Origin of the sequence: Psychrobacter sp. FME5 (assembly GCF_014861375.1) — a bacterium.
Taxonomy (GTDB): Bacteria; Pseudomonadota; Gammaproteobacteria; order Pseudomonadales; family Moraxellaceae; genus Psychrobacter.
The window spans coordinates 1-12,044 of the sequence record NZ_RRYX01000014.1 but is presented as its reverse complement, the minus strand read 5'-3'; the positions used below and the strand labels follow the sequence as shown (position 1 = coordinate 12,044).

The 12,044-nt window shown below is 42.7% G+C and carries 11 protein-coding genes; 9 read left to right on the top strand and 2 right to left on the bottom strand.

Annotated elements, in window-relative coordinates; genetic code table 11:
* Positions 1-65 precede the first annotated feature (65 nt).
* Positions 66-1,646 carry a bifunctional phosphoribosylaminoimidazolecarboxamide formyltransferase/IMP cyclohydrolase gene (gene purH / locus EI161_RS03660; RefSeq protein ID WP_192529010.1) on the top strand — a complete coding sequence of 527 codons (1,581 nt, stop codon included), beginning with the start codon at positions 66-68 and terminating at the stop codon, positions 1,644-1,646.
* 124 nt (positions 1,647-1,770) lie between these two features.
* On the opposite strand, the gene EI161_RS03655 is transcribed toward purH, so the two are convergent.
* Positions 1,771-3,645, bottom strand: coding sequence for a SurA N-terminal domain-containing protein (locus EI161_RS03655; protein ID WP_192529009.1), 1,875 nt, complete (start codon positions 3,643-3,645; stop codon positions 1,771-1,773).
* A 379-nt stretch (positions 3,646-4,024) separates the two neighbouring features.
* Positions 4,025-4,297: an HU family DNA-binding protein gene (locus EI161_RS03650; RefSeq protein ID WP_045445077.1), complete on the bottom strand. Its 273-nt coding sequence runs from the start codon at positions 4,295-4,297 to the stop codon at positions 4,025-4,027.
* Between the two features lie 528 nt (positions 4,298-4,825).
* On the opposite strand from EI161_RS03650, the gene EI161_RS03645 reads away from it, so the two are divergent.
* From EI161_RS03645 to fdx, 8 genes are all read left to right on the top strand, one after another.
* Complete coding sequence (locus EI161_RS03645) at positions 4,826-5,470, top strand: hypothetical protein (protein ID WP_192529008.1); 645 nt, start codon at positions 4,826-4,828, stop codon at positions 5,468-5,470.
* A 476-nt stretch (positions 5,471-5,946) separates the two neighbouring features.
* A complete protein-coding gene (locus EI161_RS03640; RefSeq protein ID WP_192522492.1) occupies positions 5,947-6,456 on the top strand; it encodes an Rrf2 family transcriptional regulator in 510 nt (169 codons plus the stop codon).
* Complete coding sequence (locus tag EI161_RS03635) at positions 6,453-7,679, top strand: IscS subfamily cysteine desulfurase (RefSeq protein ID WP_192522491.1); 1,227 nt, start codon at positions 6,453-6,455, stop codon at positions 7,677-7,679. The genes EI161_RS03640 and EI161_RS03635 overlap by 4 nt, the downstream gene beginning before the upstream one ends.
* A 150-nt stretch (positions 7,680-7,829) precedes the next feature.
* Positions 7,830-8,246: a Fe-S cluster assembly scaffold IscU gene (iscU, locus tag EI161_RS03630; RefSeq protein WP_192529007.1), complete on the top strand. Its 417-nt coding sequence runs from the start codon at positions 7,830-7,832 to the stop codon at positions 8,244-8,246.
* Positions 8,247-8,476: 230 nt separating this feature from the next.
* Positions 8,477-8,797, top strand: a complete 321-nt coding sequence (gene iscA, locus EI161_RS03625) for an iron-sulfur cluster assembly protein IscA (protein WP_025653020.1) — start codon at positions 8,477-8,479, stop codon at positions 8,795-8,797.
* Between the two features lie 147 nt (positions 8,798-8,944).
* Positions 8,945-9,526 (top strand): Fe-S protein assembly co-chaperone HscB, encoded by a 582-nt coding sequence (gene hscB / locus EI161_RS03620; RefSeq protein WP_192522489.1) that lies wholly within the window; start codon positions 8,945-8,947, stop codon positions 9,524-9,526.
* Positions 9,527-9,646: 120 nt separating this feature from the next.
* A complete protein-coding gene (gene hscA / locus EI161_RS03615; protein ID WP_192529006.1) occupies positions 9,647-11,527 on the top strand; it encodes a Fe-S protein assembly chaperone HscA in 1,881 nt (626 codons plus the stop codon).
* Between the two features lie 83 nt (positions 11,528-11,610).
* The gene (gene fdx, locus EI161_RS03610; RefSeq protein WP_192522487.1) at positions 11,611-11,949 is read left to right on the top strand and encodes an ISC system 2Fe-2S type ferredoxin; all 339 of its coding nucleotides are present in this window, start codon (positions 11,611-11,613) and stop codon (positions 11,947-11,949) included.
* The last annotated feature ends 95 nt before the right edge of the window (positions 11,950-12,044 follow it).

The following is a 12,044-nucleotide window of genomic DNA, read 5'->3' as shown; positions in this document are numbered from 1 at the left end:
TGCAATGATTGTCGCTATCACCTTGCCAGACATCAATGTCAGGCTTTTTTTATGGAAGTTTTTTTATGAGTACAACCCCACTTGCTCTATTATCAGTTTCCGATAAATCTAATATCGTTGAATTTGCTCAAGGCCTCATTAAAGCAGGTTTTGGCTTATTGTCTACTGGCGGTACTTATCGGCTACTCACAGAAAACAATGTCGATGTGACCGAAGTGTCAGATTACACTGGCTTTCCTGAAATGATGGATGGCCGTGTTAAAACGCTGCATCCGAAAATTCATGGTGGTATCTTAGGCCGCCGTGGTACCGATGATGCAGTGATGAATGAGCACGCGATTGAGCGTATTGATTTGGTTGTAGTAAATCTATATCCTTTTGCTCAAACCATTGCTCGTAGCGACGTTACCATGAATGATGCCATCGAAAACATCGATATTGGCGGTCCTACGATGGTGCGTTCGGCGGCAAAAAACCATGCTCACGTAGGTATCGTTACCGATCCAGCAGATTATCAGCGCATACTTGCAGCCTTAGGGGATGGCACTGAGTTGACAACGGCCCTACGCTACGACTTAGCGGTCAAGGCATTTGAACATACTGCCCAATACGACGGTATGATTGCCAATTTCTTAGGCAGCCGTGTTAATGAAAATCAAGAACCTGAGAATTTTTCGCGTACATTTAATGTTCAGCTTGAAAAAGTTCAAGACCTACGTTATGGCGAAAACCCGCATCAAAACGCCGCTTTTTATACTGAAAATCAGCCGTTAAAAAGCCAACAAGCCTCTATTGCGACCGCTAAGCAGTTGCAAGGTAAAGCGTTATCGTACAATAATATTGCCGATACTGATGCAGCGCTTGAATGCGTTAAAGCCTTTAGTACGCCTGCCTGCGTTATCGTTAAGCACGCCAACCCTTGCGGCGTTGCAGTGGATAACGATCAAGTAGCCGCTTATCGCACTGCCTTTAGCACTGACCCTGAGTCTTCTTTTGGTGGCATCATTGCCTTTAACCGCCCCTTGACGTTGGTGGCTGCTAAAGCCATTATCGACAATCAGTTTGTAGAAGTTATTATTGCCCCTAGCATTGAAGACGGTGTTCTTGAAGCGACTGCGTCAAAGAAAAATGTCCGCGTATTGGTATGCGGTGAGTTACCAACACCAGATCAGCGCGATGGCCAGCTTGACTATAAACGTGTCAACGGTGGTTTGCTTGTTCAAGAACAAGATCTTGGTCTAATTACAGCAGATGATCTAAAAATTGTCACTGACGTGCAGCCGACTGAAGCACAAATTGCTGACCTACTGTTTAGCTGGAATGTGGCAAAATACGTCAAATCCAACGCCATCGTTTATGCCAAAGGTCAGCGCACTATCGGTGTGGGTGCGGGTCAAATGAGCCGTATTAACTCAGCCCGTATCGCTGCTATCAAGGCTGAGCATGCAGGACTTGCCACTGAAGGCGCGGTAATGGCATCTGATGCTTTCTTCCCGTTCCGTGATGGCATTGATAATGCAGCTGAAGTAGGTATCGCTGCTATCATTCAGCCAGGCGGCTCTATGCGTGATGATGAGACCATCGCTGCGGCAAATGAGCATGGTATCGCCATGGTATTCACTGGCATGCGTCATTTCCGTCATTGATATGCTCTAAACAGCACTTCATGTGTTAATCTAAGTATTGAAAAAAGCCACTGTAACTATAGTTACAGTGGCTTTTTCATATCAAATATTTATGGCTGTTTAAGTTTAAAGACCAGCCAAACGCTTAACGTCCCTGCGCACTGGCCATATTAGAGTCATTAATCTCAACTTTATACACCAAACGTAGATAATCTAAATAATCTTGTAGCTGGTCTTGACCTAAGTTATCACGAATAATGGTCGCGGTTTGTGCTCTTTGCATATCAGACAATGGTGATTGCTGCTCCGTCTTAATACGATCGCCCACCAATACCGTCGCACCCATCTCAGATTCGCTAGCAACGGCCACGACAGCATTTTCAGCCGCTTGCTTACTGAACGCTAGCCCACGCTCTTTTTCTGTCAATACTGTGGTCTGACGGTTCACATCACCCAAAGCTTGAAAGCTGACTGGTTGCTTACTGATATCAGCAGTGGTTTTAATCCCAGCAGCAACTGCTTGAGCATCTTTTAGCGCCAACGCCGTGGCTTTTTGTTGACGTAATACTTGAGTGATTATCGGTGTAGCCGCTGATAAGGTTAATACTTTAGTCGGTCGATAATTACTCGGCTGTACCCATACCGTACCATTCCCAACTTTTATACCTGCAGTTACTGCTTGATCTTGAATCGTAAATTCATCAAACGCTTGCTTGATTACTGCTGGTTGAGACAGTACCGATTGGTTGTTTTCTTTACGGTAATCTTTGATATGCTTGAGCGTCACGTTCTCTTGCTGAGCAATATCTTCGATACTAAAACCATCTGCGGCCAAGTCATTAATCGACGTCACTTTATCGGCATATATTTCCTGACGCTTATATTCTTTTGCTTTAACTGTCAACTCGTCACGCATGCTTTCTAGGCTTGGCGTTTTGCTACCATTGTCTTCGGTGACCGTAAATATTTGATAGCCAAAGCTGGTCTTAATAGGTGCCGTGACATCACCAACATTTAGACCCTCTAGGGCCTTTTCAACAGCAGTGGCGTCATTACCAAATACTGCCGCGTTAAAGCGACCGATATCGCCGCCCGTTTCTCCTGATGGATCATCAGACTCTGCTTTAGCAAGCTTGGCAAATGATTCACCTTTATCTAGGCGCGCTTTCACTTTATCAGCGCGAGCCTTAGCGTTATCACCAGTTAATAGGATTTGGCTAACTTTACGCTCGTCAGTGATCGCAAGACCTTGCTTATATGCTTCATATTGCTGCTGTAAATCTTCTTTAGTAACGTCGCTCACCTCAATGGTTTGCGGACTCAGTTGCAGATAAGCCAAATCGACCATTGCTGCACTTTTTAGCGTTTCTTTATTACTATCATAATACGCTTGCATGTCATTTTTGCTCAATTTCACTTTGTCTTGATAGTCTTGCCAATTAAAGCGATGTAGCCAGATGTTGCGCGACTCAAGCTGTAGATCGATTAATTGACTGACCGCTTGCATCGGATAAATAGCGGTACCAACGATACTGGCATTGAGCTGGTCGAGACTTAATTGATTACGAAATTCAGCAAACAGCTGATCTTTTGTCATATTGCGCTGACGTAAAAAGTTCGAAAACTGATCGTTAGAGAAGTTGCCTTCTGCATCTTTAAATATCTCTTCTTGACGCAGCAGACGATTAATCGTGTCATCAGAAACGGTCATACCAAGCTTGCCCGCTTGCTGCTCTAATAAGGTACGATCAATGAGCCCTTTTAATACTTGCTCATGCAGTACATCTTCATTTAATAGACTGGCATCATCAACCTGCTCTAATATTTCGGTACGACGGTTATTCACGGCAGTCTGATACTCTGACAGCCCAATACTTGCATCACCCACCTGAGCAACTTGGTTGGGATCAACGCCACCGCCAAAATAGCTTTCGACACCCAATAGAGCGAGTGGCGATAGGCATAAAATCAATAAAATGCGACCTGGCCAGCTTTTTAAAAAATCGCGCAATTTATCCATAGTTATCTCTACTTTATTAACCTATATTGATGAAAAACCATTGTAATACTATTATTAATATCGATGCTATCTAAGCAGGCAATGGTAAGAGTAAGAACATGTACATGTTATATAGGTTGTGTTGCAGCAACCTGATTTTGACAATGCGTCTATCGCGCGCCCTATGATACGTGATTTTTAATGCAGACTCAAAATATTCACGTTATATGATGCAAACTATAGCACTAAAAAAGCACCTAAATATTAGGTGCTTTTTTATCGCTTCTATTGTGAACTACGCTATGAGCGACTGTCTATTATTTTACTGCTAACAAACGCTATTTTTATTCGTATATCACGTTCATTATATAGCGCTTATCTATAATAGAAATAAACTTTCTTAGTTTAAGCGCTCTTTTAAGTTTTTGCCAGCTTTGAAGCTTGGTACTTTGCTTGCTGGAATACTAAGCTCTTCACCAGTCTTAGGGTTACGGCCTGTACGGGCTTTACGGTCTTTTACGCTAAAAGTACCAAAGCCAACCAATGAGATACTATCACCAGCTTCTAACGCTTCACCAACACTTTCCATAACAGCATTCAATGCATCACCAGCTTGGGTTTTATTTAGACCACTTTTGTCTGCGATGCTATCAATTAATTCTGACTTATTCATAAAATTTCCTTCAAGTTTAAGGGGATAATAAATGCTCACGCCAAGTATTGTAACGCTCTCATAGCACTTAAGCAATAAAAACTACCTGACCCACATATTAACGAGTTTCACTTTGTTATCGTCTTTATATCAAGGCAGCATAGGGAGCGCAAGCGATTTTACATATTTTTGTGTACTGTACTACGTATTTGACACTCAATGTTACGCAAAACATCTGCAACGGTTCTAACTACTCATCACTTTAGCTTACTATGAGTTCGGCTTACGTAGCCGAACTGTGTCGATTTATGGTTTTCAGCCGTTGCCAGGCAATATTAATACATTACCAGTCATTAATACCAGTGTCTTTATCGACTGCCGAATTGTAAGGTAATAATTTACCCACTGGTAGCGAATTAATAGAAACTAGCGTTACTTTTTATTATAAAGACGTTAATATAAGCAAAATATCACTGCACATCTTGGATGGGTTTCGACTCTTGTTTGTCTTTTGCCTCTGATTTGCCAAATAAAAAACGGATTACTTACATGAAGCGTTCTACGTTGTCTCACTCTTTTTTCAATATTATTCTGGTGTTCATCGAGTCGGCGCTGACCCTACTGTTACGTCTAGACCCCGAGCTACGTAAAGCCGCTTATCCACTTGCCAAGCAAGGTACTGTCGTGGCTCTGCGCTTATATTTACCACATGTAGAGGTTTTCGCCACTTTTAGTACCAAAGGTGTGTTGCTCGATTCCAATTTACCCATCGGGCGTAGCGAGCCTGACGTCGTCATCAATGCTTATAGTCTTCAAGTAATCAACGCGATTACCACTCACGATAGCGAAACCACGGAAAAGCTACAGATGCGTGGGGAGTCCGTTCAGGTACAGCTAGTCAAGCAGTTTATTATGCAACTCGGTCTTGGTAGCTTAATCCAAGGCTTGATTAAAAAGATAAAAGGTGGCAAAGGCAAATCCAAACCTACAGAAGCTGAAATGGCAGATAAGAAGGAAAGCTATAAGCTACGCATTAAAGAACAACAAACTCAAATCAATACCTTGACCATCAAAAACCGCGAACTTGAAACCACGGTTAAAGAATTACAAAGCAAGCAAAAAACATTCATGATCGTGACGGTGGTCGCGCTCGTTGTTATGGTTGGATCAATCATCACATTATTAATGAATTAGTTTAGGCAATGCCGAGTTCGGCAATACTAAAAATACATTTAACTGCAACTATTATATTGTTTGATGAATTGAGCGCTTAATGCCTGTAATAAGATATTAAACGCTTTGTTCGGCTTTTATACTCATATGCCAATTGCTCTAAACATCAACATTCCTCTCGCACTGCCCCCTCTTTTATTGCCCTTATTATTAACACTATTGATCACATTGTTTTTATCAATCACAGTTATAAGCTGCATTAACCATTCAACCACATTTTAATCTTGACTAAATTACTCGGGATTAAGTATAATTGGATTAATCGTTACACACATCGGGTGCACCATCTGTTGTTTAATGACGATAGAACACAATTTAGCGGTAGATATGTAGATACTCTGATAGGCCACTCTCATGTTATTTCAATAGTGCCTACAGATACCCTCTCGTTAAGATCGTTGTTAAATATAAAAAACATAAAAGTTTGGAGATAACACATGCGTTTGACTACCCGAGGCAGATACGCCGTTACTGCATTATTGGATTTGGCACTACAAACCAGTCAACAAGACAGTGCAGTATCATTATCTGATATTGCCAAACGGCAATCGATTTCTATCTCGTATCTGGAGCAACTATTCTCTAAACTACGTAAACGTGGTCTCGTTACTAGTATTCGCGGTGCAGCAGGTGGCTATCACCTCGCAAAACCATTGCACGAGATAGATGTCATGAGCATCATCTCTGCTGTCGACGAATCAGTTGATGCAATGCAGTGCGAAGGACGCGGTGACTGTCAAGGTGGTACAATGTGTCTAACCCATGATTTATGGTGTGCATTGTCCAATCATATCGAACAGTACTTGAAAAATATAACATTAGCGCAATTACTAGACATGGAAAATGTGCAATTAGTCTCAGAACGTCAGCACACACCCACTAAAAGTATTTCTATAAAAGATATCAATACTATTACCCTATCGAACAGCGAGGCAAACCCAGCATGAGCCAACATAACAACCTTATATACTTAGATTATGCCGCCACCACGCCAGTTGCAAAGTCAGTAGCTGCTAAAATGAGCGAGTATCTGACTGTAGATGGCATCTTTGGTAATCCAGCCTCGCGCTCGCACGGCTATGGCTGGCAAGCAGAAGAAGCGGTAGAAACAGCGCGTCAGCAAGTGGCTGAAGTGATCCACGCTGATCCACGCGAAATCGTCTTCACTTCTGGTGCAACAGAGTCTGATAACTTAGCCATTAAAGGCGCAGCTCATTTCTATCAGTCTCGTGGCAAACACATCATTACCAGTAAAATTGAACACAAAGCAGTATTAGATACTTGCCGTGAGCTTGAGCAAGAAGGTTTTGACATTACTTATCTTGAGCCACAGCCAAGCACTGGTTTGATTTTACCAGAACAAGTTAAAGATGCTTTGCGTGAAGACACTATCTTAGTCTCACTGATGATGGTAAACAACGAACTTGGTACGATTACTGATGTGGCTGCTATTGGCGATATCACTCGTGAAGCCGGTGTGGTTTTCCATGTCGATGGCGCACAGTCTGTAGGTAAAGTGCTGATTAATCTCGAAGAGATGAAAATCGACTTAATGAGTTTTTCAGGTCACAAAGCATACGGTCCTAAAGGTATCGGTGCGCTATTTGTTCGCCGTAAGCCTCGTATTCGTTTGAAAGCCGAACAACACGGTGGTGGTCATGAGCGTGGTATGCGTTCTGGTACCTTGCCAACCCATCAAATCGTTGGTATTGGTGCCGCATTTGCCTTAGCCAATGAGCGTTACCAAGAAGACCATGCTCACGCAGCGAAACTACGTCAAAAACTGTGGGACGGTCTACAAGATATCGAAGAGATCTACCTTAACGGTGATTTAGAGAACAGTGTACCTAATATCGTAAATATCAGCTTTAACTTTGTCGAAGGCGAGTCATTAATGATGTCGCTAAAAGACTTAGCTGTCTCATCAGGTTCGGCCTGTACGTCAGCGACACTTGAACCATCCTATGTACTACGTGCTATTGGTCGCCCAGATGAATTGGCACACAGCTCGATACGTTTCAGCTTCGGTCGCTATACCACTGAAGAAGATATCGAAACTGTTATTAAGCAAATGCATGAAGCCGTTGATAAATTACGCGCGCTATCACCACTTTGGGATATGTACCAAGAAGGTGTTGATTTAAACTCAGTCGAATGGGCTGAGCACTAAAATTATTGAGAATATAAACATGGCTATTAAATGTAGCCATCAAACGATTGATCAGACAATTAAATTACGTGTTTGACCCCAATTATCGATGAGCAAATAACACTTCAAACTAATCAGTTATTGCTCATCATCTAACTAGGAGAAAACCTCATGGCCTATAGTGACCAAGTTATTGATCATTACGAAAACCCACGCAACGTTGGTAATTTTGATAAAAACGCCAAAAATATCGGTACTGGTATGGTTGGTGCCCCAGCTTGTGGCGACGTGATGCGTCTACAAATCCAAGTCGATGACAACGGTGTTATCGAAGATGCACGCTTTAAGACTTATGGCTGCGGTTCAGCAATTGCATCAAGCTCGCTCGTTACCGAGTGGCTTAAAGGCAAGAGCTTGGATCAAGCTGGCGAAATCAAGAACAACGATATCGCTGAAGAATTGGCATTGCCACCAGTAAAAGTGCATTGCTCTGTACTAGCAGAAGATGCCATTAAAGCCGCTATCAGCGACTATAAAGGTAAGCATAGTGCAGCAGCTGACGCTGTTACAGAAGAAGCTACCAGCTAAATCGTTTAGCCTGTGCGCTATATCTTTATGGTAGTACAGTGTTAACGAATTACTGAAAGCGACTGACGCTAAAAAGGTGACAATGACGCTTATGCAATTGTCACCTTTTACTTTATATTGTCAGTTTAGATAGAATCTATCTCGGCACCATTTTATAATACATATTTTTTTTATTAATGGCTTCTTAATTAAGTTAATACCTCTATTATTGATAATCAATGGGAGTTGGCATGATTGAAATGACAGAACGCGCCGCCCAGCATGTTCGAGATTTTTTGGACAACCGCGGCAAAGGTGAAGGCATTCGAGTGGGCATTCGTACGGCTGGCTGTTCAGGCTTAGCCTATGTTTTAGAGTTCGTCGATACGCCTGACGAAAATGACACGCGCTATGAAAGCCGCGATGTTAGTATCTTTATTGATCCTAAAAGCCTAGTATATTTAGACGGGCTACTAATGGACTATGAAAAAGAAGGTTTAAACGAAGGTTTTAAGTTCACTAACCCCAATCAAAAGGGTGAATGTGGTTGCGGTGAGTCCTTTACAGTCTAGGGCTTTCGTACTTTGTGTTTAAGCTTAGCTGGTAATTTAAGCTCAAGCGATGAACTATTACAGCTACAACGGTATAATGAACCCAGTCGTAAACAAGTCCTTAGTCTGAAAAACTTAAAAAACAAATAAAAAAGTAAGGCGCATGACATGACAAATATTACTCAAGAAGCACAGTTTGATAACTTCTTTGCCCTATTTGAGCAGCCTGTACAATTTGAAGTCAATCAAGACAACCTCGACCAACATTTACGTCTGCTACAAAAACGTTATCACCCTGACAATGTCGTCAAAAACGGCACAGATGCTGCACAAGCGAAACAGCAATCTGAGCAAGCTTCTGCGCTAATCAACCAAGCGTATCAAGCATTAAGCGCCCCCGATAGCCGGGCAAGCTACCTATTAGATATGGCAGGCCAAGCACAGAATGTGGAGCACTCTATCGCAGACTTAGATTTTTTAGAAGATGCGATGCAGATGCGGATTGATTTAGATGAAGCCATTGACGATAAAAATCGTTCAACCTTACAACAGCTACATCCACAGATTACTGAACGTCTGGCTAAACAGTCTCAACGCTTTAGTAGTGCCTACCAAAATCAAGACTGGCAAACAGCGATCGATGCGACCCAAAAACTCAAGTTTTTAGTAAAATTGAATGCTGACGTAACCACAGGACTTGATGAAGTGGCTACTACTGAACATTCAGATGACGATGATTTATACGTTTAATATTTTATTTTAAGCACTCTTAACCGATCGGCTTTTCTGTTTCTATAGTAAGATAGCTGCGGTAGTGCGTATGTTGTATTTGCTCCATTTCACTTATTCATTTTATCTCTGAGTTATCTTATGTCTTTATTGCAAATTGCCGAACCCAATCAAAGCGCTCAACCTCACCAGCATCATTTTGGTCTGGGAATCGATCTTGGTACCACACGCTCATTAGTGGCAGTGGTACGTTCAGGCAAAGCGCAGGTCTTAGAAGCAGGCACAAGTACAGATACCTTACTCCCTTCTGTTGTTTATTACCCCAGTACAGGCAAGCCTCTTGTTGGCTATGATGCCCTAGCCCATTTAGCGGATGATCCAAAAAATACGATCGTCTCGGCTAAGCGGTTTATGGGCCGTAGTCAAGCGGATATTAAGTTCTCTCACCCTTATGAGTTGAGTGGCAACAAAGACGATATGCCAGCATTCGTGACCAGCCAAGGGGATGTTTCTCCGGTCGAAGTCTCAGCACGTATATTAGCAGCGCTTGAGCAACGTGCTGCAAGTGCATTGCCTGCAGATAGCATCGAAGGCGCGGTCATTACCGTTCCAGCCTATTTTGATGAAGCTCAACGTCAAGCGACAAAAGATGCGGCGCAAGCGGCAGGTATCAATGTTTTACGTCTCTTGAATGAGCCCACTGCTGCTGCCGTTGCCTACGGTCTCGACCAGACAACACAAAGCAATGAGTTAGAAAGCTATTATTTAATCTATGATTTGGGTGGCGGTACCTTTGATGTGTCTATTTTAAAGCTGACTGATGGCGTCTTTGAAGTATTGGCGACCGGCGGTAACAGTGCATTGGGTGGTGATGATATAGACCGTCTTATGACCAACTGGCTTATCAAACAATTAAACATCGACCCTAAAGACGTGAGTCGTCATGACAAATCGATACTTGCGCAACAAGCCAAAGCTTATAAACAAGCATTGACTGATGCTGAGCAAGTTGCTATCAACATCACTGTCAATGAGCAATCTTTTCAAGGTGTATTACACCGCAAAGATTTACTGGCTATCGCAGAACCAGTTAGCCGCCGTACGCTAAGCGTATGCGAACAAGTGCTACGTGACGCCAAACTATCTGCTGAAGAGCTAGATGAAGTCATTTTGGTTGGTGGCTCTACACGCATGCCTGCTGTACAGCAAGTCGTGACAGACTTTTTTGGCAAAGAACCACTTTGTCGTCTTAATCCAGATGAAGTAGTCGCTTTAGGCGCTGCTCAAACGGCGCATCAATTGATCAATGGCGACAGTGACAACAATCTACTATTATTAGATGTAACACCACTATCGCTAGGTCTTGAAACGATGGGCGGTCTGGTTGAAGTGCTTATCCCACGCAACACTCCAATCCCTGTCAAAAAACGCCAAGTATTTACGACCTATCAAGATGGTCAAACAGGTATGGTGATTCATGTAGTACAGGGCGAGCGCGAAACCGTGGAAAACTGCCGTTCACTTGGGCGTTTTGAGCTATATGGCATCCCGCCAATGAAGGCTGGATTTGCGCGCATTGAAGTGACTTTTAGTATTGATGCTAATGGGCAGCTTACCGTCAGTGCTCAAGAGACCACCACCAAGACAGAAAGCAAAATTGAAATTGTACCTGCTTATGGTTTATCAGATGAGCAAAAAGAACAATTACTGGTGGCAGGATTCAAGCATGCAGAAGAAGATAAAAATGCACGCTCTTTAATCGAGACCAAAGTAGAGGCTGAGCGCGAAGTATTGGCACTACAGTCTGCCCTTAAAGAGTTTGCCTCATTAATATCGCCTGAAGAGCAGCAAGCATTAGCAGAGCAAATACAAGCGCTACAAACCGTACTCAGCACTGATGACTTAGCGCTTATCGAAGCACAGCAAGCCAAGCTTAAACCCCATAGTGATGCTTTTGCCGCTCGTATTATGAATCAAAGCGTCAAAACCAGCATGGCAGGTACTAGCGCCCAAGACTGGTAACAAATACGTTAAAATTACCGCTTAGCACCTTTACTAAGCTGATTTTTCATTTTTTAAATTGATTAGCATCGGATAAAATATTTATGCCAAAGATTACCGTACTACCCCATCACGAAATTTGCCCTGAAGGCACCGAAGTTGAGCTAGAGTCTGGTGAGAACCTTTGTAAAGCGCTGCTAGAAAAAGGCATCAAAATTGAACATGCTTGTGAGATGTCAAAGGCTTGTACTACTTGCCATGTGGTAGTACGTAAGGGTTTCAATAGCCTAGAAGAGATGGACGATATCGAAGCAGATTTATTGGATCGCGCTTGGGGATTAGAGCCTGACTCACGCCTATCTTGTCAGGTAATGCTTGATGAAGACGATTTAACCATCGAGATTCCTAAATATACCCTTAACCATGCCAAAGAAAACCATTAAACACTAGGGGCTGTATAGAATTCAAATCAGCGGCAGCCAGATAAAGACACAAGCGAGAATTACGGCAGCCTCATAGCTGGCTTTAAGCTTATCAT

Coding starts and splice junctions, on each gene's coding strand:
- purH (WP_192529010.1), top strand. CDS start 66: ATGAGTACAACCCCACTTGCTCTATTATCAGTTTCCGATAAATCTAAT.
- EI161_RS03655 (WP_192529009.1), bottom strand. CDS start 3,645: ATGGATAAATTGCGCGATTTTTTAAAAAGCTGGCCAGGTCGCATTTTA.
- EI161_RS03650 (WP_045445077.1), bottom strand. CDS start 4,297: ATGAATAAGTCAGAATTAATTGATAGCATCGCAGACAAAAGTGGTCTA.
- EI161_RS03645 (WP_192529008.1), top strand. CDS start 4,826: ATGAAGCGTTCTACGTTGTCTCACTCTTTTTTCAATATTATTCTGGTG.
- EI161_RS03640 (WP_192522492.1), top strand. CDS start 5,947: ATGCGTTTGACTACCCGAGGCAGATACGCCGTTACTGCATTATTGGAT.
- EI161_RS03635 (WP_192522491.1), top strand. CDS start 6,453: ATGAGCCAACATAACAACCTTATATACTTAGATTATGCCGCCACCACG.
- iscU (WP_192529007.1), top strand. CDS start 7,830: ATGGCCTATAGTGACCAAGTTATTGATCATTACGAAAACCCACGCAAC.
- iscA (WP_025653020.1), top strand. CDS start 8,477: ATGATTGAAATGACAGAACGCGCCGCCCAGCATGTTCGAGATTTTTTG.
- hscB (WP_192522489.1), top strand. CDS start 8,945: ATGACAAATATTACTCAAGAAGCACAGTTTGATAACTTCTTTGCCCTA.
- hscA (WP_192529006.1), top strand. CDS start 9,647: ATGTCTTTATTGCAAATTGCCGAACCCAATCAAAGCGCTCAACCTCAC.
- fdx (WP_192522487.1), top strand. CDS start 11,611: ATGCCAAAGATTACCGTACTACCCCATCACGAAATTTGCCCTGAAGGC.